The sequence below is a fragment of the Nostoc favosum CHAB5714 genome (assembly GCF_020829495.1).
Classification (GTDB): domain Bacteria; phylum Cyanobacteriota; class Cyanobacteriia; order Cyanobacteriales; family Nostocaceae; genus Nostoc; species Nostoc favosum.
In genome coordinates this window covers 1-22358 of record NZ_JAIVFQ010000011.1, presented here as the reverse complement: position 1 = coordinate 22358, position 22358 = coordinate 1, and the positions used below count along the sequence as shown (strand labels likewise).

At 42.5% G+C, this 22358-nt stretch carries 26 protein-coding genes; 12 read left to right on the top strand and 14 right to left on the bottom strand.

The annotated features are described in order from the left end of the window. Nucleotides 1–736 precede the first annotated feature (736 nt). Together LC586_RS10400 and LC586_RS10395 are read right to left on the bottom strand one after the other, a co-directional pair. Nucleotides 737–3463 (bottom strand): TIGR03960 family B12-binding radical SAM protein, encoded by a 2727-nt coding sequence (locus tag LC586_RS10400; protein WP_229484471.1) that lies wholly within the window; start codon nt 3461–3463, stop codon nt 737–739. 148 nt (nt 3464–3611) lie between these two features. Beyond that, complete coding sequence (locus tag LC586_RS10395) at nt 3612–3941, bottom strand: STAS domain-containing protein (protein WP_229484470.1); 330 nt, start codon at nt 3939–3941, stop codon at nt 3612–3614. 459 nt (nt 3942–4400) lie between these two features. Here LC586_RS10395 and LC586_RS10390 point away from each other — a divergent pair, with 459 nt between their 5' ends. Next, a complete protein-coding gene (locus LC586_RS10390; RefSeq protein ID WP_229468126.1) occupies nt 4401–4601 on the top strand; it encodes a hypothetical protein in 201 nt (66 codons plus the stop codon). Nucleotides 4602–4810: 209 nt separating this feature from the next. Here LC586_RS10390 and LC586_RS10385 read toward each other — a convergent pair whose 3' ends face one another. Then, entirely contained in the window at nt 4811–5155 is a 345-nt protein-coding gene (locus LC586_RS10385; RefSeq protein WP_229484553.1) for a hypothetical protein, read from the bottom strand. Nucleotides 5156–5455: 300 nt separating this feature from the next. Here LC586_RS10385 and clpS point away from each other — a divergent pair, with 300 nt between their 5' ends. The 5 genes from clpS (at nt 5456) to LC586_RS10360 (ending at nt 7392) form a co-directional block, all read left to right on the top strand. Beyond that, nucleotides 5456–5737, top strand: a complete 282-nt coding sequence (gene clpS, locus LC586_RS10380) for an ATP-dependent Clp protease adapter ClpS (protein ID WP_100899825.1) — start codon at nt 5456–5458, stop codon at nt 5735–5737. A gap of 78 nt (nt 5738–5815) precedes the next feature. Continuing rightward, complete coding sequence (locus tag LC586_RS10375) at nt 5816–6646, top strand: CPBP family intramembrane glutamic endopeptidase (protein ID WP_229484469.1); 831 nt, start codon at nt 5816–5818, stop codon at nt 6644–6646. Between the two features lie 37 nt (nt 6647–6683). Then, nucleotides 6684–6860, top strand: a complete 177-nt coding sequence (locus LC586_RS10370) for a hypothetical protein (RefSeq protein ID WP_229484468.1) — start codon at nt 6684–6686, stop codon at nt 6858–6860. A gap of 4 nt (nt 6861–6864) precedes the next feature. Then, nucleotides 6865–7110: a hypothetical protein gene (locus LC586_RS10365; protein WP_229451114.1), complete on the top strand. Its 246-nt coding sequence runs from the start codon at nt 6865–6867 to the stop codon at nt 7108–7110. Between the two features lie 66 nt (nt 7111–7176). Further along, the gene (locus LC586_RS10360; protein WP_309143370.1) at nt 7177–7392 is read left to right on the top strand and encodes a PIN domain-containing protein; all 216 of its coding nucleotides are present in this window, start codon (nt 7177–7179) and stop codon (nt 7390–7392) included. Between the two features lie 61 nt (nt 7393–7453). Here LC586_RS10360 and LC586_RS10355 read toward each other — a convergent pair whose 3' ends face one another. From LC586_RS10355 to LC586_RS10345, 3 genes are all read right to left on the bottom strand, one after another. After that, nucleotides 7454–8092: a pentapeptide repeat-containing protein gene (locus tag LC586_RS10355; RefSeq protein WP_229484466.1), complete on the bottom strand. Its 639-nt coding sequence runs from the start codon at nt 8090–8092 to the stop codon at nt 7454–7456. Next, entirely contained in the window at nt 8089–9477 is a 1389-nt protein-coding gene (locus LC586_RS10350) for a DICT sensory domain-containing protein (RefSeq protein ID WP_229484465.1), read from the bottom strand. The genes LC586_RS10355 and LC586_RS10350 overlap by 4 nt, the downstream gene beginning before the upstream one ends. 102 nt (nt 9478–9579) lie before the next feature. Then, nucleotides 9580–11169, bottom strand: coding sequence for a photosystem II high light acclimation radical SAM protein (locus LC586_RS10345; RefSeq protein WP_229484464.1), 1590 nt, complete (start codon nt 11167–11169; stop codon nt 9580–9582). Between the two features lie 591 nt (nt 11170–11760). On the opposite strand from LC586_RS10345, the gene LC586_RS10340 reads away from it, so the two are divergent. After that, a complete protein-coding gene (locus LC586_RS10340) occupies nt 11761–12156 on the top strand; it encodes a DUF1830 domain-containing protein (protein WP_229484463.1) in 396 nt (131 codons plus the stop codon). Nucleotides 12157–12212: 56 nt separating this feature from the next. Here the strand turns inward: LC586_RS10340 and LC586_RS10335 are convergent, their stop codons facing one another. Continuing rightward, the gene (locus LC586_RS10335) at nt 12213–12341 is read right to left on the bottom strand and encodes a histidine kinase (protein ID WP_229484462.1); all 129 of its coding nucleotides are present in this window, start codon (nt 12339–12341) and stop codon (nt 12213–12215) included. A gap of 28 nt (nt 12342–12369) precedes the next feature. On the opposite strand from LC586_RS10335, the gene LC586_RS10330 reads away from it, so the two are divergent. From LC586_RS10330 to LC586_RS10320, 3 genes are all read left to right on the top strand, one after another. Next, nucleotides 12370–12831, top strand: coding sequence for a DUF4079 domain-containing protein (locus tag LC586_RS10330; RefSeq protein WP_229484461.1), 462 nt, complete (start codon nt 12370–12372; stop codon nt 12829–12831). A gap of 175 nt (nt 12832–13006) precedes the next feature. Further along, a complete protein-coding gene (locus LC586_RS10325; RefSeq protein WP_229484460.1) occupies nt 13007–13573 on the top strand; it encodes a hypothetical protein in 567 nt (188 codons plus the stop codon). A 68-nt stretch (nt 13574–13641) separates the two neighbouring features. Further along, nucleotides 13642–14415 carry an ABC transporter ATP-binding protein gene (locus LC586_RS10320; RefSeq protein WP_229484552.1) on the top strand — a complete coding sequence of 258 codons (774 nt, stop codon included), beginning with the start codon at nt 13642–13644 and terminating at the stop codon, nt 14413–14415. Between the two features lie 176 nt (nt 14416–14591). Here LC586_RS10320 and LC586_RS10315 read toward each other — a convergent pair whose 3' ends face one another. Then, nucleotides 14592–15362, bottom strand: coding sequence for a response regulator transcription factor (locus LC586_RS10315; protein ID WP_229484459.1), 771 nt, complete (start codon nt 15360–15362; stop codon nt 14592–14594). A 712-nt stretch (nt 15363–16074) separates the two neighbouring features. Between LC586_RS10315 and LC586_RS10310 the strand changes: the two genes are divergently transcribed. Next, nucleotides 16075–16323, top strand: coding sequence for a DUF6761 family protein (locus tag LC586_RS10310; protein ID WP_229484458.1), 249 nt, complete (start codon nt 16075–16077; stop codon nt 16321–16323). Between the two features lie 737 nt (nt 16324–17060). Here the strand turns inward: LC586_RS10310 and grxD are convergent. From grxD to LC586_RS10295, 3 genes are all read right to left on the bottom strand, one after another. Continuing rightward, a complete protein-coding gene (grxD, locus tag LC586_RS10305) occupies nt 17061–17387 on the bottom strand; it encodes a Grx4 family monothiol glutaredoxin (protein WP_229484457.1) in 327 nt (108 codons plus the stop codon). Nucleotides 17388–17476: 89 nt separating this feature from the next. Next, nucleotides 17477–17734 carry a BolA family protein gene (locus LC586_RS10300; protein WP_100899811.1) on the bottom strand — a complete coding sequence of 86 codons (258 nt, stop codon included), beginning with the start codon at nt 17732–17734 and terminating at the stop codon, nt 17477–17479. Nucleotides 17735–17960: 226 nt separating this feature from the next. After that, entirely contained in the window at nt 17961–18566 is a 606-nt protein-coding gene (locus tag LC586_RS10295) for a hypothetical protein (protein WP_229484456.1), read from the bottom strand. 653 nt (nt 18567–19219) lie between these two features. Between LC586_RS10295 and LC586_RS10290 the strand changes: the two genes are divergently transcribed. Next, nucleotides 19220–19894 carry a tail fiber domain-containing protein gene (locus LC586_RS10290; protein ID WP_229484455.1) on the top strand — a complete coding sequence of 225 codons (675 nt, stop codon included), beginning with the start codon at nt 19220–19222 and terminating at the stop codon, nt 19892–19894. Between the two features lie 32 nt (nt 19895–19926). Here the strand turns inward: LC586_RS10290 and LC586_RS10285 are convergent, their stop codons facing one another. The 3 genes from LC586_RS10285 to grxC form a co-directional block, all read right to left on the bottom strand. Further along, nucleotides 19927–20682 (bottom strand): lysophospholipid acyltransferase family protein, encoded by a 756-nt coding sequence (locus tag LC586_RS10285; protein WP_229484454.1) that lies wholly within the window; start codon nt 20680–20682, stop codon nt 19927–19929. 115 nt (nt 20683–20797) lie between these two features. Beyond that, entirely contained in the window at nt 20798–21283 is a 486-nt protein-coding gene (gene tadA / locus LC586_RS10280) for a tRNA adenosine(34) deaminase TadA (protein WP_229484453.1), read from the bottom strand. Nucleotides 21284–21718: 435 nt separating this feature from the next. Then, a complete protein-coding gene (grxC, locus tag LC586_RS10275) occupies nt 21719–22033 on the bottom strand; it encodes a glutaredoxin 3 (RefSeq protein ID WP_229484452.1) in 315 nt (104 codons plus the stop codon). Between the last annotated feature and the right edge of the window lie 325 nt (nt 22034–22358).

The window sequence follows — 22358 nt, the reverse complement described above, 5'->3', positions numbered from 1 at the left end:
AATTAAATAGCTATTGGCGCTCTTAAGAGCATTTTTACGGTGGATTATTCCAGAACGGCTGCATCTTTAAGCAATTAAATCAACCGTCCGTGGTTGATTTGTGATGCAATACCCTCAATAAAGAGAGTTGTGAGTTAAAAGTTCTGAATCCTGAGTGAGTTTTTAACTCAGGAAGCTTTATTTGAGAGTAACCTACTAATGTCGTTAAGAAAAAGAAACTATTTCTATTTTCCATTCCCCGGATTTATCCTTAGGGTTATACTCAGCAACGCCACCTGCTACCCTACTTTAAGCCGCGCTTTGCGCGTCTCGTGAACGTCTGCAAATTCGGCCTAACCGACGGCAGTTGTTTAACCTACGAGAACGCCAAAGGCGAACAACTCTAGAAAAGTAGCTCACTAGCTCTTTGGCACTACTGGGGATTAAACATTCAGCAGCTGTTTAAAAAGCATGGATTTAGAGAATCTAAGCGAGCCTGCTGTTAGTTACTGATTCACAAGGTAGCTATAGAGAGAGTGTGTGTTCTTTAATCTGCCTCAGTTTGTCTGGGATAAAATCCTAGAATTTGCACTCTAATATCTTTGCTTTCGTCCCCTGAACACCAGGGTAGTGAACCAGTTAATTCAATGCAGCGCCAGAAAATTTCTCTTCAACCCATTCTAACGCAACCTTGCCAAAAATCAATTCCGACGATATGCCACGTTAGGACAACTACTAGCAAGCTGCCCTACAGGGATTATACTCCTAAAATTAGCCGATTGCGGTGGATGTGCAGGAGTTGAAATTCTCCACTAGCCACTATTCCTAGCATAAACAGGATTTGTTCAGGACGCAATAGAAAACCATCTTGGCGATAGCTACCTACATAACGGATAACAGATATAGATTCTGCAATGCTTTTGCGGGTTTCTACTAATTCCAGTTCAAACAAGCGATCGCGCAGATTTATTAACTGGCTCTTGCCTGACTTTGTTGTATGCTCGTACCACAGTTCGTCTTTTGCTTTGATGGTATCAATCCATTCTTGCCATTGTATAGGTGTTACTTCTTCGAGTGCTGCTACGGTAATTAAATATTCTGCGGTTTCTAGCAGTTGGGTAGCTGCCGGAGTTTTTAAATCTATCTGCTCCACATCATATATAGGTATGTCTGTGGGCATTTCCCGAACCAACTGTTCTCGAAAAGCATTGACTGCCACTGGTACAGTTAACTCAAAATCCGCAATTTCACCACTACTAGTAGCTCCTAGAGCCAAAGCAGTTGCTACAGAAATTCGCGGCATTGGATGAAATCCACCAGTGAAAGCGATTGGTAAGCCTGCTCGCCGCACAACTCGGTCAAACAGACGGATTAAATCCAGGTGGCTTACCAAAGCCATATTACCCTGTTTCCCAAACCAAACTCGCAGTCTTTGTACTTTAGTTGTGTTGGGGACAAACTCGCCAGCGAACTTTGGAATAGCTGGTGATTCAATCACAACGTTATGGCCAAAGTCGGTTCCACATACGCCACAGTGGGAACAACCTTCAAAAGAGCAATCGGGTACTATTGCAGCTTCTAAGGCGCGTTGCAAGTCTTCTTTGAGCCACTTTTTGTCAATTCCGGTATCAATATGATCCCAAGGGAGGGGAGTATCGAGGGAGTTGGGAGAGACGCGATTAATCGCGTCTGTACTTGGGTGAGACGCGATTAATCGCGTCTGTACAGGAGTTGGGAGTGGGGTATTTACCGCATCTTTAGATATCGTCTGATCTTGTGCGTGAAACAAATTCCATTCGCCATTTTCTACTTGGCGGTATTTCCAGTCTAGATCGGCTTGAGCGATCGCAGACCCCCAAGCGCTAAAAGCCTGATCTAAATTTTCATACCAGGAATCCATACCTGCACCCAATTCCCAGGCACGCCGGACTACTTTGCCCAAATTGCGATCGCCTCGTCCTACAAAATCTTCCATTGCCGAAATGCGAACATCGGTAAAATTTACCTTCACTCCCTTTATCCGGCGGAATTCTTGCCGCAACAGGTTTTGTTTGCGTTTAAATTCAGTGGTAGAAACTGAGTGCCATTGGAATGGCGTATGGGGCTTCGGCGTAAAGTTAGAAATCGTCAGATTAAAGTTTAGGGGTTTTCTGCCCTTGCCCCGACATTCTCGCTGTAGCCAGCTTACCGTTTCGGCAATCCCCAAAACATCAGCATCTGTCTCACCCGGCAAGCCAATCATAAAATACAACTTGATTTTATCCCAGCCTTGCTCCCAAGCGGTTTTCACCCCCCGCAACAATTCTTCATTTGTCAAACCCTTATTCACAATGTCTCGCATCCGCTGAGTTCCAGCTTCTGGAGCAAAAGTCAGTCCACCTTGCCGCGTACCTCCAAGGATATTGGCAATATTTTCATCAAATCTGTCTACCCGTTGGCTTGGTAGAGTCAGAGAAATATTTTCATTTTTTAAACGATTTTTGATTTCCATCCCCACTGCTGGTAGGGACAAATAATCAGAACAACTCAGAGATAATAGGGAAAACTCATTGTAACCAGTTGCCCGCATCCCCTGTTCGATTGCTTCTACAACCTGATTGGGTTCCACATCCCGTGCTGGTCGAGTTAGCATTCCTGGTTGACAGAAGCGACAGCCACGAGTGCAACCACGCCTAATCTCAATGGTCAAGCGGTCATGTACCGTTTCCACGTATGGAACTAACCCAATGGAATACGCGGGTATGGGAGTTGCAACCCGTCGCAAAATTCGTTTTGGTACGTCTCGGCGACGAGGATGAACCGAGCCATCCTTTGCCATGTCGTAAAACTGAGGGACATATACACCTGGTATCTGTGCTAAGTCCACTAACAAATGTTCCCGACTCAATCCTGCTTGTTTGCCTTCTTCCAATACCAAACCAATTTCTGGCAACAGTTCTTCTCCATCTCCAAGAGCGATAAAGTCGAAGAAATCGGCATAAGGCTCAGGATTAGATGTTGCTGTTTGCCCACCAGCAAAAATCAATGGAAACTGGGACTGGAGATTCGTAAATTCTCCCCCTGCAACGCCAGCTTTTTGCCGTTCTCGCCACGTCTTGGGAATTCCAGCCAAATCCAACATTTCTAGGATATTAGTTGCACCCAGTTCGTAACTGAGGCTAAAACCTAAAATGTCGAATTCTGTGAGCGATCGCTTTGACTCTACAGCAAACAATGGCGTATTAGTTTCGCGTAGTTTGGCTGCCAGGTCTTTTCCTGGGAGGTAGGCGCGATCGCACAATTGACGCGGTTGGGCATTCAGGATGTTATAGAGAATGATGTGCCCTAAATTGGATGCACCGACTTCATATACTTCTGGATAAGTTAATACCCAGCGTATTGCTGCCGTATCCCAAGCTTTGTGTACTGCTAAACGCTCATTACCCAGGTAACGTCCTGGTTTTAAAATATCCGATGTTATTAATTTTTCAACTGCAACAGCCACTGTGCTATCTTCTAGCTACCTTAATTACAGCTACTCAAACCCAACCTTAGCATTGAATTAGGTCTTCTAACATAGTTTCTCGTTGCAACTTATAACTCCTTTACATAAAGTCCACTTCCTACCCGAACCTTTGTGCTTTTACATAAAGTTATGTTGCAGCCAACTCAACTTCACCATCCAATATTTCAAACACCGTATCGAGTTGCGTTAGTTCAAAAATAATTCTAATTGACGGAGCAATAGCGCAAAGTTGGAAACCCCTTCCTAAACTAAGAGCCAGCTTGTGTATAGATAACAATGCCATCAACCCAGCGCTGTCTAACGATTCTACTGCTGCGAGGTCTACTACCAAGATAGAAATACCATTTTGTGCTAACGCTGTGGTCATATCTCGTTCAAATTCCAAGGCGTTTGTAGCATTCAAAAAGCCTTGGGGGCGAATAACTGCAATCTTGGGATAGTTAAGCACTGCTTGCATAGTTACATCCTATTGAGAATTATTGAAGCGTCAAGCTAACAATTATTTGAACATAAACTCTATTTTGTTGCATCGACCATATGTCTTAGTTCTCTTTGCTGAATCTTTATTGCTTTAGTATCTCTGTTTAAAGATTGTCATAATTCCAGGTTAAAATGTGCTTATATATACTTTTTTTTTATGCTAGTTCAAAAACAATCAACTATAGACAGCCGTAGAAACGACAAATCATCAGTAACTATGCTGAGAAAACTTGCTTAGTCTATAACTAAAGCTAATTTAGCCAAGTCTTAACGCTAAGTTAAATTTCTCACTTTAGCGTTGCTGATGGCATACGACATCCTCATAGCGAATTATTTATTTAACTAATTAAAGTGTGATCTATATGACTATCGGATCACTATTTATGCTTAGGTAAATCTAGAATAATTAATATCATATAAACTTGGGTTATTACTTATGAGAACTAAGTACGCTATTCGTAAATTAGTAGAAAAAGCTCTTGACATTAAAAAATTAACTCCTGAGATAGAAAATGAAATCAACTCAGAATTGACGGAACTGGGTTACATTTCTGACGTTGACTACGAAGCTCTGGAATTATTAATGGCAGAGATGGATGCTGGTAGAATTCAGTTGGTTCCTAACTTGGGATATTAGAATAATTCGTAATTCGTAATTCGTAATTTAGTTTTGTAACGAAATTTTATAAAAAGCTACAAAACTTGCTGATAATCTTAGCTTTCTTGACTTAGAACCGCCAGAATTAGTTAATGTTAATTGCTTTTGGGCATAAGGGAGCAGGAAAAGCAGGGGGAGAATAATAATTTCTAACTCCTGACTAATGACTAATGACTAATGACTAATGACTATTGGTATGCTTGCCAAAGTTGGTGAATAAACTGATTGAGTTGCTGCTTGGCGGCTGAGTCAGGTTCAGTTTTTGGTTCTTTTGCTAAAACTTGGCTCAAGAAGGTAATTACTTCTGTGTCTAATGCTGGGCGAAATAAATTGGCAGGCCAAAGCAAGTCAGACGCATCTCGCAAATCGGTAATTAGCGGCGATTCTTGAATGAAAGTAACCATTAATAAAGGACGCACCCAGCACAACTGGCGGGAAACTACAAATTGAATGACTTCTGCATACAGATTCCTGTCGCCATGCTCTAAAGACACAATTTGTCCTGGTTGAAGAAAATCTAGGCTAATGTCCATCATTATGCAGTTTGGGCGGGGGCAAGGATTATTTTGTAACTTCCTTAATTTTAAAAGTGAGAATGCGCTACTTTTAATGTTGCTTCTGTAACATTAGGGTAGCACTCTCACGGCAACGATGTCTTAAGACATGTGCCTCACAAGTGCCTACGCAAAACTAATACGACCAATCCTTGGCAGCAAAGGGTTTTCCTAGCATAGTATCTGAACAGAAATACTATAGAATAGGTAAATAACTGTTAAGCGATCGCTACACAGATACTTTGTAGTAGTGAATCAACAAGAAAAGAGCAAAGAGCCGTGTCAGTTGAAACCATTGAAAAGCCTTCCACAACCCGTAAGCTCGCGCCTCGGTATCGCGTTTTGCTCCATAACGACGACTACAACTCGATGGAGCATGTTGTACAGTCATTAATAGCCACTGTGCCAAGCCTTACCCAACCCCAGGCTGTGAGCATCATGATGGAAGCCCATACTAATGGGCTAGCTTTAGTTATTACTTGCGCTCTGGAACATGCTGAGTTCTATTGCGAAACATTGAAAAGTCACGGTTTAAGTAGCACGATTGAACCTGATGAATAGTCATTAGTTATTGGTCATTGGTCATTGGTCATTGGTCAAAAATTAGAGTATTGACTGGTGATTGGTGACTTATTTAGTATGAAAAAAAACCTTGTCCGTTTAGCTGAACGCCCTGCCCCTATTAGGCTGGGTTCTTTTATTTTGAGTTTATTGCTGCTATGGTTGCCATTGGCTGCACCAATATACTTTCTAGTGCATGATTCAAACTTAGAAAGTATATTGACATTGGTATTGTTATATTTAATATTTATTTTTCTCCTGAGACTATGGGGCAAATATGTCTACCAACAGCCCCAAATTCTGCGGCATTATGGCTTAGAAGTCACGCGGCAAAACGGTATGGATTTACTGCGTGGTTTGGCTATGGGGATAATTAATATTCTGATACTTTTTGGGGTAGAAAGTTTGTTGGGTTGGTTGGTGTGGCAACAACCGAAAGTTTTTTTGCTGAAAGTAATTTTAGAGGGTTTACTTGTTGGCTTGGGCATCGGTTTTGCTGAGGAATTGTTATTCCGAGGCTGGTTGCTAGATGAATTACAACGAGATTACAGTCCGCGTGTGGCATTGTGGACAGATGCAACTGCCTTTGCTACATTGCACTTTATTAAACCCTTGGAGGCAATTATTCATACACTGCCGCAATTTCCAGCTTTAGTGCTGCTGGGGTTAACGCAAGTATGGGGAAAGCGTTGGCGGAGGGGACGCTTGGGTTTACCAATTGGTTTGCATGGTGGTTTTGTATGGGGCTACTACATTATTAATGTTGGGAAATTAGTGAAATATTCTGGTCAAGTTCCTGATTGGGTAACTGGGGTGAATAATAATCCCTTGCAAGGAGTCATGGGGGTGTTGTTAATGAGTGTACTAGCTTTGTGGATACGAGGGCGAACTGAGCGATCGCCTCTCTGATAAGATAAGCACTGGCTTACATACGCACTCACCATTTGTGGAACCCACAGAAGAGCAATACTTGGTAATAAATGCCCTAGAAGCTCTAAATTTACTTGTTTGGAGATTATATGATGAAGACACAGGGTATTGGCATATTCAAACTCATAGTACTGTTTTACCCTTGGCAACGATATTACGAAACGGCGAAGTAGTGACCTTTGGATGGGAATGAAACGATGAAGCAATCTAATACCATTAAACAGCAGCAAGCGCAAAGAATATTAGAATTATTTGCGATCGCACGTCAGCGATATTTAGATGCAGGAGGAAATCCTCGACGTACCCCAAGAGGACTCAAGGGAGATGATTATATGACAGATGAGGAAAGGCAAGAAGCGTTGGTATTAGGAAGGCAAATTTTCCCACAAGAATATATTGATAATACAGCACGCAGCATCAAATATCCTCCCGTGGAAAGCTAGTTCAACTTACAGCTTATTAAGTGTATCATCAACCAAGAGTTGAGGTAGTGTTTTCTAGCGGAGAGCATTCTTGAAGTTTTACCTATTTTGTCGCTATCGCCTCCAGTGGATCAGCACTATGCGGTAATCCGTACACACCTGGAGCAAACAGGAAAACCCATCGGCCCTAATGACTTATTGATTGCTGCCCATGCCCTAGTCCTTAACCTGACGCTTGTTACAGCAAATGTCCGCGAATTTAAGCGCGTACCTGGTCTAAGCGTAGAAAATTGCCTACTTTGAGGGCATACATTGGAGTGGTCTAATATATTATTCATCGCAGTTTGTATAAATTAACCCCGATTCAAAACGCAGCCTCCACAACAGTACCCACCAAACAGGCTTTATTCAAATTAACGCCGCTCAAATTTGTACCTTCTAACTCTGCACAGAGTAAATTCGCTCCCGTCAATTTCGCCCCTGCCAAATTCGCCCCCCGCAAGTCAGCTTCTTCAAGGTTTGCTTCACTCAACAAAGCCCCTTGCAAATCGGCGCGACTCAAATCTGCACCTTTGAGATTTGCCCCAGTCAGGTTTGCACCGCGCAAGTCAGCACCTCGTAAGTCCACACCTTGCAAGTTCACATTCATTAAATTGGCACCACTCAAGAAAGCACCCACCAATGACACATCACTGAGTCTTGCTCCCATCAAGTTAGCGCCACGCAAATTGCTACCCCGCAAGTCAGCGCCTGTTAAATCTGCTTGCATCAGGTTTGCTCCCATCAAACTCGCCCGTAAGTCAGTTTCTTGGAGGTTCGCCCCCATCAAATTTGCCCCCTCCAAATGCCCACCTTCGAGTTTAGAAGCAGCGAAATTAGTGCCGACAAGGGTAGCACCAGCAAGATTAATTCGGCTTAAATCCAGTCGGGAGAGTTCCTCGTCTTCTAAATTTGCCCCTGGAAGTTGTTTGAGTTTTCCTAATCTAATGGCTTCAATATTCATGTAAAGTAACTACCAATCTCCTCACTTATCTTGCTGTGGCTATCCCATTGGGAATCAAGTATCCAGATGCCGGCGCTGACTTTGGGTGTCATCAAGGGTAAGTCAAGTCCCTGTTGTAAACCCATAACTAATAAAGCTAGGGTATCTACAAGTTTAGGGTCAAAGCGGATAGATTGTTGCTGTTTGCACTCATCTAAAGCTTGAGTAAATATCTGTTCTCGGCTTTGATTTGACGATTTTTGCTGATTGACTCGCCACTGAAAGTCTGCCAATAATGCCAAAATCCTTGACTCTAGGGGAATTTCATCTCCAGCTAAACCTGCTGGTTCCCCTGCGCCATTCCACCACTCGGTTTGGTGAGTGATAATTTGGGCAACTGCTCGCAGTCGTGGCATTGTTCGCAATACTTGCGCCCCTGGTATTAAAGGACAACTGGGTGCATCTTCTTGGTAGCGTGTCGGTATACTACCAGAATTCAGGACACTTTCTGCATTTTGTAATGGATCTATGCGATGCAACAAAGCCGCTAGCCGCAACCTTTTAATTTGCCATGCGGGAAGATCCAAAAGCTGTCCGATCGCTTCAGCAAGTACAACCACTTCCGCAGCTGCCATTGGATTGTTGACATCTGCCATATCCATCAGCTGCGCCATTCGCAAAAAGGCTTGGATTTCGTTAGAAACCAAGTTGCGATCTAGGGTTTGTTGCTGAAGGGCTGTAGGGATGGATAAATTATCTTGCCCAGTCTGGAGGTAATCTACTACACGGGAGACAACTGCACCTAAATTTTGGGATCTGTCCATTGACGGTACAATTTGTTGTTTATCGGCTGTAAGTTTTTCCGCCAGTTCTGGGTTGTACTTTCTGATGTGAGCGATCGCTATTTCAGCTGTATCTTGAACTAACTCTGGCTCAAATGTCCACAAGCCATAGAATTTGCGCTCTAAGTCTGATGTCGGTACTCCAGTGCTGCCATAATCAGCCTCCGATAACTCTTGACAAATTACCATTGCTGTGTATTTAGGCGATAAAATAATTAAGTGCCACTCCTGAGCTACTGGATCGACTGAATCTAATGCCACTAAGTCTACATTGGGTAGAAGGCTTGTAGGATGTTCAGCAAAGCCGGATTCAGAGGCAGCCATGATGGCAATTTCGCGGCTGCGCTGGGCGATGTCTGCATATCGTTCAGCTTCTTGTAGATACCATTTCCCCTGTTGAAAGGCTGTGATGACTAGGGGTGTACCGTCGTCGGTTAAGATATGGTCTTCTAGAGCATGGCACAGGGCAACTAGGGTATTTTTGTAGTAAACACCGAATCGAATTGGCCTGGTGGTGTGGCGATGGGCTGTTTCTAGCTTTTGTAGAATTGAACCTTCTAACATGGGATTGGGTAGAAAATAACCGCAGAGGGGGAGAGATTAGGGTAGGGGGCAGGCGAGAGACAAAAAGATGAAATTTGCTCTTGTCTGATTCTGCAAATTTTATCAAACAGCTGCTAACTGTTTGTCTTTTCTTTCTATTGGTGCAGAAAGTGCTGCTTCTAAGTCGGCACAACCTAGTTTTTCTTCTAAAATTTTCATGACTTCGCGTCCGAAATCGTTAGGGTTTTGTTGCCAAGCTTGCAAGCAGACTTCTCCAAAGAATGAACCAAGAGGTTCGGGATTCCAGAGGAGTTTTTTGGCTGTCCACGGCATCAAGCTCATTGGATCATACCCTGGTTTGAGGATGCCTTCTTTGAATGCGTATTCTTCTAAATGGGTATGGGGTTGCAATCCAATAAAGAAAATGGCAGGTTCAACTTTATCAGCACCAAAAATCCGTTCTAGTTCCCGGTGGTAGGCGATGGTTTGGCGGATAGTTTCGGGACGTTCGTCAATGACGTTAAAGGAGTAGTTGACGGAAACTAAATCGTTGAAACCAGCTGCTTTTAAATCGCGGCAGTTTTGCAAGACGGTTCGCAGGTTGTACCCCATCCGCATTTTCCGTACAAGTTCTTGAGAACCACTGGTAATCCCGATTTCAAAATAGTTCATCCCGGTTTTCGCCATCAACTCGCACAACTCTGGTGTCAAATTGTCGGCTCTGATATATGCTGCCCAGTGGATGTCTGTCATACCAGAATCGACGATTTTTTGCAAGAGTTCTATGGCATCGTCGATAAATTTTCTGGCTGGGATGAATTGGGCATCGGTAAACCAGAAGTTGCGAATGCCGCGATTATATAATTGGCGCATCTCAGCAACTACTTCATCTGCTGGGTTAATGCGTACTTGTTTACCTTCGACGACAGTGTAGACGCAATAACAACAGTTATGAGGACAACCACGCTTAGTTTGTACACCTATATAAAAGTCTTCTTCTTGCAGGTAAAAGTTAAATTCCGGCCAGATGCTTTCGATATAATCGTAGTTACAAGCTGTTTTTTCTAGTGGAGTGGGTTGTTCATGAATTAGCCGTTCCCGTGGTTGAGTTTCTCCCGCAATGTAACAGCGTTCATCTCGAAAATCTCTGCCACTTAAAAGTTTTTCCAGCAGGGTTTCCCCTTCACCCACAGAAATAATTGTCCCTTGAGGTAAGCTTTTACCTAACTGTTCGTAAAAGACACTAACTGCACCACCACCTACAACTACACGGGCATTAGAATTATATTTTTGGGCACGCTTTAAACCGCGTTTGATTAAGCCCTGATTGCGCCATAATTCTACATAGTAAGCGATGAAGATTCGCAAACCGCCCAATCCCCCACGTAGTTTCAATAGAGGATTCTTAGCGTAGTAAAATTCAAAAGCGTTTTGCAGTGGGTTACCACCACGCCCGCCAACTGGGGCATAGATTTGAATATCCCGCCAAGAAAATACTAGCAGTGTCGGTTTAAATTCATCGATACAGCGATCCAGAGCAGAACTGTAGTCTAAAGGTGGTACTGTTCCCAAATCAAAAATGCGCTGTTCTATATTAGGGAACTGTTTGTGGACGTGATCGCTCAGGTAGACAACCCCAATGGGAAAGATAGGGTTACAAGGAAGGCGAACGTAAAGAATTCGATTTTCCATCATGGGTGTTTTGACTTCCATCTTGCCAATCTTTGGGGAAAGCGAGATAAATTCCAGTTTTAAAGCGTGTTTTTGTTTTGGCTGCTCTTAATTTTTGACAATATTGCTTGACATGGAAGCAAATTATTGATATAATTGAATTTTTTTGTTGTTCACAGATGTAGGAATCAATAAAATTGCTTTCCATAGCAAACGCATGGCATCAAGAGAGGCTTTATGAAGACATTTTTCATATAGCTTTACGATAACATCGAGTTCATTGATTAAGCGATGATCCCAGGCTTTTAATCCTGGGATAGATGAAACACAAAAATACATTCTTGAACTAGGCTCAATCTAAGGGGATCTTCGCTATACCTACCTTAGAGTTATCTGCCCTAAAGAAGTTAAAGCTTTTTTGCCAGAGATTAAAAACTCAAAGATGTTCTTATAGTGTAAAATTGCAGACAACGCATAAATATTTACAAATTTTTTATAACCTGCGATATATCTTAAGGAAAAAATAATCTACAAAAGTTCAGTTGGTAGTCGGAGCTACAGCAACTGGGGATCAGGCAATGCTAGGCTTGGGTAGTGTAATGTAAAATTGTGGCGTAAAGCTCCTCAGCAGTTATGGCTCAAATATTAGATCCTCTACCACCTGAGCAATCGGGGAAAATTCTCTGCTGCTACATTAATGCCACGAGCAAAATACAGGTAGCTCGCATCTCCAATATTCCCAACTGGTACTTTGAAAGGGTTGTTTTCCCTGGACAACGTTTAGTCTTTGAAGCTCCGCGAAAAGGTCAAGTGGAGATTCATACGGGGATGATGGCAAGTGCAATTTTATCCGATAAAATTCCGTGCGATCGCCTAATGCTCGACGAACCCAGCGTTTATGAGTTTGATACAGACTCATCAGATGAAAAAGACCTTATTAATACCAGGTCTATAGTGCAGCAAATTAATACAAAAATCGGAGATAGTACAAAACCCTTACAAATCGTTGGTTTAGCATCGGTTGATTAAAAAAAAATTTACTAAATTTAAGGGTTGCTAATTCAGCAGCCTTTTTTGTTTATTATTTATTGGGCATTGGGAATTGGGCATTGGGCATTGGGCATTGGGAATTGGGCATCGGGCTTGGTTATTCTCCTTTTCTTCTTTGTCCTCCCCTGCTCCCCCTGCCTCCCCTGCTCCCTCATCTTCCCCATCTCCCCCATCTCATTTACAATCAATCTTATGAATCTGCCTTCATTTCTTTGGTTGTGGAAAATAGCCGCCTGGTCAATGGGGTTGTCCCTGCTGGCATATCTGATGTTAGCAGTCACCGGCGTTTGGATGTTTCGGGCGAGAACTTCGCAGCAATTCCCTTTTATTACCCCATTTCTGGGCGGAAATAGAGAGGTGCGATCGCTCCACTATACAATGGGCATCAGCATGGTAAGTTTAGTGCTACTACTGCTAGCGATCGGCATTGTTGGAACTCTCGGTCACTTTGGTTCTTTGGGTCACTCATCACATTTAGTTGCTGGATTGATAGTAGTAGCATTAGTTTTACTGTCTGCTTTCAGTGCGACGCAAATTAGCGCCAGACGACCTTGGGCTAGACCCTTACACGTCGGTGTAAATATTATTCTATTTATAGGATTTGCCTGGGTATCCCTTACTGGTTGGATTGTAGTGCAAAAATATTTACCCTAAAGAATTACGAATTACGTTAGCGTTCGCGTAGCGTCTCGTAGAGAAGCGGTAGCGAGTCATCGAGCGTCATTACGAATTACGAATTACGAATTATTAAAGTGGCATAGCTTATGTGCAAGAGGCGAGGTAAAACATAGACCTACTCTACAATGAAGAAAAGCATTGTAATTGAGCCGTGACAGCAAACTCAGCCAATATTTCAGCTTCTGTTTTTCGTCTGTCTCCTTTGATTCGGATGACGCTGCTGAGTCTATACATAGCACTCACAGTCCCATTACCCTTCTTATCGCAGGTAACAGCTGCACCAGTACCCCCAGGATTATTATGGATAGGGATTAGCATCGGCTTCGTTGCCTTGTATGCTGTATTGACTGAACGAGTAACGGTAGATGACCAGGGAATTCAGGTTACTTACCGCGCCTGGGTGCCTCGCTTTTTTCGTAAAGGCTGGTTTTTACCTTGGTCAGAGGTGAAAGAGTTAAAACCCCGCACCACAGGTCAAGGAGGAATAGTTTATTACTTTCTCAGCCAGGATGGGAAAGCTTATTTACTACCGATGCGTGTAGCTGGATTTGCCCGTTTCGTGCAAATTGTCCAAGCAAAGACGGGCATTGATACTACAGATGTTCGCCCTTTAGCGCAGCCGTGGATGTACTTGATTTTACTAGTATTCACACTGCTGTTACTATTGGTCGATGGCTGGGCGATCGCTACAGCTTTAACTACCAGACAATTAACTTAAAATTGGCATGGGGCACTGGTTATTTCTTCCCCATCTCCCCACTCCCCACTCCCTACTCCCCACTCCCCTTGAATACAGCAAAAGCCACACTCAGGCTAGAGCAAATTAACCTGTTTACGAAGCTGAAAACCCAACTTCCAGGCAATCAGCAAGGATACCCCATATTGCAAGATATTTCCTTGGAAGTATTCCAGGGCGATCGTATTGCCATTGTAGGGCCAGTAGGTGCTGGAAAAACTTCGTTATTACACCTCCTCAACCGCCTCATTGAACCCAGTAGTGGCAAAATCTATCTAGAAAACCAAGAATCTCGCCAAATTCCCGTCATCCAGCTACGCCAGATGCTTGTACTTGTATTGCAAGAATCAAAGCTGTTGGGGATGACAGTTGGGCAAGCCTTGGCTTATCCTTTAGTTTTGCGTGGTTTGTCCAAACAGACAATTGAGCAACGAGTCAGTCACTGGATAGAACAACTGCATATTCCCAGTGAATGGTTGGGGCGCACAGAGGTACAACTTTCTGCGGGACAACGACAGCTAGTAGCGATCGCTCGTGGCTTAGTCATCCAGCCTAAAATATTATTATTAGACGAGCCAACCTCTGCCCTTGATGCTGGTACCGCTTCTCATCTAATGCAAGTCTTAACCCAGTTGAGTCAAACTCATCAAACCACGATTTTGATGGTTAACCACCAACTGGAACTAGCCCAGATATTTTGCACTCGGTTATTACACTTACACCAAGGTCATTTATTGGCAAATCAAAGAGTCTCTGAAATAAACTGGGTTGAATTACGAGAAAGTTTAATTCAAGCAGAAGCTCAAGACGATTTTGGATTTTAAATTTGGATTAGTCAATCGTCATTGGGCATTGGGCATTAAGAGTGCTGAGTGCTGAGTGCTGAGTTAGGAGTTAAGAGTTAAGAGTTAAGAGTTAAGAATTGTCCCCTTGTCCCCTCATCTCCCTCATCTCCCTCATCCCCCACTCCCTACTCCCTATTCCCCACTCCCCATTCCCATTACACACTACTACTAAGCGTTGAACGTTGATTATTAAATCTCTCTCTAGCTAACTTTGTTGTTTGTGATTGTGAAATATTGGTATTCAAAATTTCCATGTTAAAACGGTATCCTACATTGCGGATAGTTTGAATCAAATTGGGTTGGCGAGGATCAAGTTCAACCTTTTTCCGCAACGATAAAACATGAGTATCAATGGTACGAGGGTTATCGATAGCGTCAGGCCAAGCACGGCGCAGCAATTCTGACCTACTCAGAGGCACTCCCCCAGCTTGTGCCAAAACGTACAGCAAACTGAATTCTTGGGGCGTTAAGTCAATGAACTCCCCCTGAAAACGGACACGGCGCTGAACTAAATCGATTTGCAAAGTGCCATAATCCAAGTAAGCTGGTGCAGTAGGTGTGCGCTTCCGGCGAATTAGTGCCTCTACCCGTGCCAAAAACTCTTGCATTCCAAAAGGTTTGCTCAAATAATCATCTGCACCCGCCTTTAAACCTGCGACGATATCACTTTCACTATTACGGGCAGATAGCATTAAGATTAGAGGCTGCTGCTGACGATGCAACCAACGACAAAACTCAATGCCATCACCATCAGGCAGGTCTGCATCTAAAACTACCAGTGTTGGTTGATGGCTTAAAAATACTTCCCTTGCTTGATAAATGCTGGCAGCTTGATGCACACGGTATTCCAGTTGTTGCAAGTGCCAACCCAGCAACGACCTCAGATGGGGATTCCCCTCAATGATTTCTATACAAACCGAACCCACAGTGGCAAGACCCCTTAGCGTCGATGACTTTCAAAGTAACAAGCCCATCTCTAAGGTTTTGTAGCCTTTGTTACTTCAATAGCTATTAACTTTACATTTCCTCATAAAAATAGTGGCAATATCTTTGAATTTATGCCTTGCCGAAGGCAATTAGAAATATTATTAAATTTTTATTAAATTTATCGAAAGTGTTGTTAGACTTATGAAAAGTTCTTCTAGCTTAACATTCTGCTTTTAGATGGATATCATCTTGCCAAAAACTATAGCCTAAGCAGCTAGCTTTTACCACAACAGTTTTTTAGTCTGATAATAAAAGTGGATTCTATCTTGCAGAAATTAGCTTCTAGACCCACGAATATAAGTAGTCAGACAGAATTAATTACACAATGTCATTACGAATGGAGCGAAGCGGAATGAAGCAATCCCAGCCCTTGCGATTGCTTCGCTTCGCTCGCAATGACTGTAAATATTTTTGTCCTACTACTTATCACCAATACAATTGGGCTGTTGAGTATGAAAATCATAAAAATAACTTAGCAGATAACTAGAATCGATGTTTTCTGGAATAGGATTAAAGTAGCTTGTAGCTGCTAGGAGGGTACTGCCCAAAGTAGATGTGTTGACTTTGAGTTAATGCCAAAGTGAAATTACAGTTCACATTTGAGCGTAAATCATTTACAATTCTCATTCCAAAGAGTTTAATACAGCAGTTATGCTCCAAGACACACAAAGTATCCGCTATTACCAAAGACTCACCGACGCCTTCGTCGAGTTATGGAATCGCGGTTATCGCACGGATGATATGCGGATGTATTTGGATGGATATCTAGCCGCATTACGACATGGCAACATTCTTGAACCTATCCTGATTCATCGCTTAGAAGAGGAAGCCAGCCGCTACTTGTACGATGGATCAAATTTTGCAGTGCCGCAACCACAGCCACTACGCGATTACTACTAAGTACTATTTACCTAGTCGTTGATAGTAACCGTTAATTACCGCAGATGAGCATAGCATATTATCTGTATTGGTCAACTGATACTGTGGTGTGAGATTTTGGAGATATTGTATTGATAAAACGCATCCCCTCAGCCTTATATTGGTCTTGCCAATGCGACTGAGGGGATTGTTGACTATCTATGAAATCAAACCGCAACGCGCAACGCGAGAGTCATTAGTCATTAGTCATTAGTCATTAGTCATTTGTCATTAGTCATTAGTCATTTGTCATTTGTCATTTGTCATTAGTCCAAGAGATACTACGCCCACTCTTTGACGTGGTTTGAATTAGTCCTAATCTATTAGTTTTTTTCGCCCACAAGGGGCGAGGTATGTACCAAAAACTCTTTACTTATATCTTGCACTAGTCCCAGAAACCGCCATAGGTTAGAAACCTATGGCTAACAGCTAAAGTCCTCTCAAGAGGACTAAACCCTATTAGTGGCATGGATATTAGTCCACTTGAGTGGACTTGGACAAAAAGCCTGTGAAATTTATTTCTTGACAGGAGATTGGGCAGGTGCAAGATATAAATTTATCAATCCCAACACAGGTATTTTTTCACAAACCCATTAAAAAAAACCCTTGAAAGGGGAGATACTATTTCTCTGACCTTTCAAGGATGTTAAAAATGGCAAATTGCCTTGATTGCGAAGCGCAAATTTAGCAGCATACCTTCTGGTTGGCGTAAAGAAATATTACGACGAGGCTAGTGCTACTTCTACCTTTTCCTGCAATTCACCTTTTTGGTACAGTTCAATCAAAATGTCAGAACCGCCAACGAATTCACCATCGATATACACTTGGGGAATTGTCGGCCAGTTAGAGTATTCTTTAATTCCCTGGCGGATTTCAGAGTCTGATAGAACGTCAATTGTCTCGAAGGGAACTCCCAAAGTATTGAGAATCTGCACAACGTTGTTGGAGAAACCACATTGGGGCATTAACTTATTTCCCTTCATGAAAACCAAAATCTTGTTCTGTTGTAGCAAGTTATCAATTTTCTCTTTGAGTTCTGGTGTCATGGTATTTGTGTTTCCTATGTTACATTCAACGATGACGAGTGAGAAGTTAAAAATTTATAACTCCTAACCCCTAATTCCTAACTCTATGTTTATGAAGCTGGTGTTGCTTGCCAAGATTCAGGAGTATATGTTTTTACTGCCAAAGCATGAATTGCTTCAGTTGACATAGCTTGCCCCAAAGCACCATAAACTAACTGGTGCTGTTGCACTAGTCCCTTACCTGCAAAGTGCGATGAAACTACTGTTACCTGATAATGGTCACCGCCACCAGTCAAGTCTTGCACCTGAACCTGGGCGTCTGGCAGTTCCGCCTTGATCATTGCCTCAACCTGCTGCGGACTAATCATCGCTATTCCTGAAAAAACTTACTTTTCTATTATTAACAGATATGGAGCTATGCCTGTGCCAAGTTCAGGTTTTGGCAAGGCTAGAAATAAACGCACCTCTGAGGTGGATTTTTGAGGACGATCGCTCAAAGGTACGGCAGATAATCCTATCGTAGCACTGGGACGTTCTAAAGCTGCTGCTCAGAGAGATTGAGAGCAGGGGAAAAACAGACAAGAAAAATTTAATTTATTTTTTTGGAGATGAGGAAGATGAACTACCACCTTCTCTAGGATAGGCAGAATCAACAAAACCCAATTCAAACAACTGTTTATAGGCTTTCTTGCCTAAATCCCGCGTCGGATTTTGACTCTTAATTATTTGAATCAACAACGGTACAGCTAATTCTGGCTGATTTTGTGCCCGATGTACCAATGCTAGCTGAAAGGTGGCTTCATCTCGCTTTTGGGCTGTTAATAGAGCTTTTTGACGCTGAGAATCAGAAACTCTGTTGTCAATTCCCGAAAAGCTAGAGTTTAACTCTTGATAAAAATTAGATAGCTGATTATAAACTTGACGTGCTTCTTGCAGTTTCTTGGCAGCTAAGGGGTAGTTTTGAGCAGAAACGGCTTGTTCTGCCTCTTTGACGAGGCGATCGCCACCTTCAATGCTCAAAAGGCTGTTACTTTGGGTTATGGGGCGCAGGTTATTAGGATCGTTAGGGTCAATGGGTTTTGGACTAGTAGTGCCTGGTGACTGTGATACCTGAGCATTCACAGGTGATAGCAGGCTGAGGACTGCTATGACTGATAAAAAAGTACGGTGCATCAAGGTAACAGCGGCAGCAGTGTTCATGGGGTCAAGTAGTGCAACGACTATACAGAAAAGTTATGGAAACTTCGGGTATCTTAACTCTGTTTTGGTCTTCGACAAAGCAAAGCCGCATCCTAAGTTTCTTTGATTTAGACTGAAAATCGGTTTAATAGAGTTCCCAACTGTCCGTCCTTACGGCTATCGACTTTTTTCCCTAATAATTATCTCAGGTTAGGTTTGATATTTGACAGTGCAGTTTTCTCAAAGCAAGATTAAATAATTCGTAATTCGTAATTCGTAATTCGTAATTAAGTTTTGTAATGGGGATTTAACCCCAACACAAAACAAAATTTTTATTGAACCGGGGGACTTAAACCCACGGAACTAGTTAAAACTTTAGTAAGCCAGATGACAAATAGCACGCTTCCCAGTCTCAACTAGCATAGACGCAAAGAGAATTCAGAAGCTTCAGCCTTCCTTAAATCAGAACTTCTGCTTCCCTGCCATCAATTTTTATTTTTGACATGTGAGTATACCGCAGTTATTTTTTTAGTTTTTGGAGTTTAATATAGCTTGATTTTGTGTGAAAAATCTGAATATCTCTCAATAAATATTCTGATTAAGGCAGTATATATTAATGTTAAATTACTGATGCTTGCAAAAATGGAACTAGTGCAGGAGCTTAGAAGTAAAAAATGTCTAATAGTCTTTCTCGTCGTCAAATTGCCGGAGTGACTGGCGGTTTCGTTGTCGCAAATATAATTACTAGCTTAATTGTAAATGGTCGGGCACAAGCACAGACCGGGAATTTGGATAATCTTTTTGTATCTGGAAATGTTGGTATTGGAACAACAAATCCTTTTCGGAAACTAGACGTAAGAGGCACTGAAATTCATAGTGGTGGTGCTGGTGGTGGTTTTTCTTTTGGTAATCGGGAAACTCCTGAGTTTGTAGAAACTCCAAATGCTGGGCAACGATGGGTTTGGTATGCATTGGGTGGCATAGCTCGCCTCTGGTCTGGAGGAGATAAAGTCACTGTTGATACAACTGGGATTATTCGTGCGACTCAGTTTTTCACCTCTTCATCAAGGGAAGTGAAAGAAAATATTGCTGAACTTTCCAGTCGGGAGGCGATTGAGACATTAGAAGACCTCCAACCCGTTAAGTTTAGTTACAAAGCGGATAGTGAAAAAAATCTACATACTGGATTTATTGCGGAAGATGTTCCGAACATGGTGGCAACTTTTGACAAAAAGGCAGTAAGTTCAATGGATATTGTAGCTGTACTAACTAAAGTAGTGAAAGAGCAGCAGAAGACCATAGCAACATTAGTTGAGAAAGTAAAGATGCTAGAAGCTCGAAGCACTTAAAAGGGTAAAACTAGAGGGTACGTTTGACAAGATCAAGAATTAGTAATTTCTGCAAATGCGCGATTAGAAATTTTTGTTTCTTGATAGGTTAATTGTTGCAGTGCCTTTGCTAAATCAGTTGTGATGCTTTTAGCATCTTGTTTTATACAACCACTCATGTAATCGGTTACTCTAATTGGGGAGCCAATGTCAATACTCACATCTGTACCCCAATTTGGATAAGGTTGGCTGTAATTAATGCCTATGGGTATAATTTTCACTCCCAGCCCCGAATGACTAGATTCAGCACTCAAAGCAAGACGAGCAATTCCTGGCTTCAACTGGTGAACTTGGCCATCACGAAAAATGTTACCTTCTGGAAAAATGACCAGGGTTTTTTTCTGCTGAAGTAGCTCAACTCCATGTCGCAGCGTGCGGATTGACGGATGCTTAGAATTTACAGCAAACCCCCCCAAACGTCGGACAAACCAGCCTTGTAAACCTTGGCATTCGTCAATAGTCACCATAAACCGCAAGTCTTGTTCTCTCCGACAATCAGCCGTAGCGTAGGGTACGAGCAATGCATCCCAACGCGCCCGATGAGTAGGCGCGAAGATCACAGGCCCAGTTCTAGGGATATTTTTTTGTCCGGTTATGCTAATTTGCCCAAAGAATAATGGTAATAGGCAGTGACGCCCTAATAAATATGCCAGAGGACTTAACCAAGGAGAAACCCTTGAGGTAGTATCAGCCACCTGATGATTTGCTGGTGTCTGCTGGCAGGTATCGGATGAAGAGTAAAATTCCATGATGACGGATGCAGCTGATTGACGGGTAAAATTTAACGAAAAGTCTGATTAGTTACACCGTAGATTCTCTTGCGTAACTTGTATGGTACTAGATGGACAGTTTTACCTCTGTCCGTTAGTTTACCTTACGCCGCCTAGTAGCAAACCAAGCCTGTAATTGTTCACGACAAGCTGACTCTAGAACGCCTCCAATTACCTGTAAGCGGTGATTAGAAGCAGCGCTATCGGGTATGTTAATAACTGTACGAATTGCGCCAGTTTTTGTATCGTCTACTCCATATACAAGTAGTCCTAGACGCGCTTGGACGATAGCACCTGCACACATCGGGCAAGGTTCGAGATTTACGTAGAGGGTGCATTCATTAAGATGCCAGTTTTGTAAAGTTGTTCCAGCTCTTTTGAGAGCGAGAATTTCTGCATGAGCGGTGGGGTCTTTGTCGCGCTCTTTTCTGTTTTCTCCTTGTGCTAGCAATTTGCCTGTTGAATCAATGATAACAGCACCTACAGGGACTTCACCTGCATCACCTGCTGCTTTTGCTAATTCTAGGGCATAACTCATCCATTGTTGATGTATAACATAATCTGTGTATTTAGTTAGCATATACTTATTATTAATATAAAAATTTTAAAATTATCCTTGCCTTTGGACGAGCAAGACACCGATCCTACGAGAAAGAAAAAGTATATAGCGGTTCTCGGTTGAGTAAGTACAAAACTCCACCCCCAAGCCCTTCCCCGCTCTTCGAGAGAGGGCTAAGATATACCTTGTATGATTAGAAAACGCTATATAGCCCACAGCCTAGAAGTCTTGTCATTACTTACATTTGACAATATCCGCTTCGTTGTTATCCCGCCTTGGAATAAATTCCAAGGCTAATAGCTAAAGTCCTCTTAAGAGGACTAAACAAGAATTTCAGTCCACTTGAGTGGACTTTAGCTATTAGCCTAGAACTTAAGTTCTAGGCGGGATGTGCGTCACTGCGATACTTTAACTGTTACAAAAATGGGGGTAATCACAAGGACTAGAAATCTGAAGCTAAATAGCAGCTTGGGCTAAAAGGCGATCAAGTTGACTTTGTGTGTCTAGTTGATAAAGATCATCGCAGCCGCCAATGTGCTGGTTATTGATAAAAATTTGCGGTACAGTACGACGGCCGTTAGCGCGTTCTGCCATTTTAGCTCTGGCTGCTTCGTCGCCGTCGATTTTATATTCGGTAAAATTTACACCTTTCCACCACAGGAGTATTTTGGCACGAATGCAGTAAGGACAAGTTGCCCATGTGTAAAGTTCGACGTTGGCTTTGACTCGCTCTGGATGGCGATTTAAAAAGGGATTAAGAAAGTCTAGCATGTTTTATTAAGCAAAGTTTTAACTACGTCTTTAGCCTAGATCATTAAACCTCTTGCATAAATCAAAAATAAAGAACCCCACCCCGCATTTGCTCACGCAAACGCTCCCCTCCCAAAGAGCGGGGCTACCGTGTACACACAAGTCGAATTTCTTCTTAAATCCCAAAGATTACCTACTTAATCGCAGTGATGGTTAGGGTGGGGTAAAACTAAAGCTAAAACCTTAGTAAATCAGGTTTCAAGTGAGGTTTTGAGAATTTATGCAATAAATATATTGAATTCGGGTGGTCGTTTATTGAATTCGGGTGGTCATTTATTGAATTCGG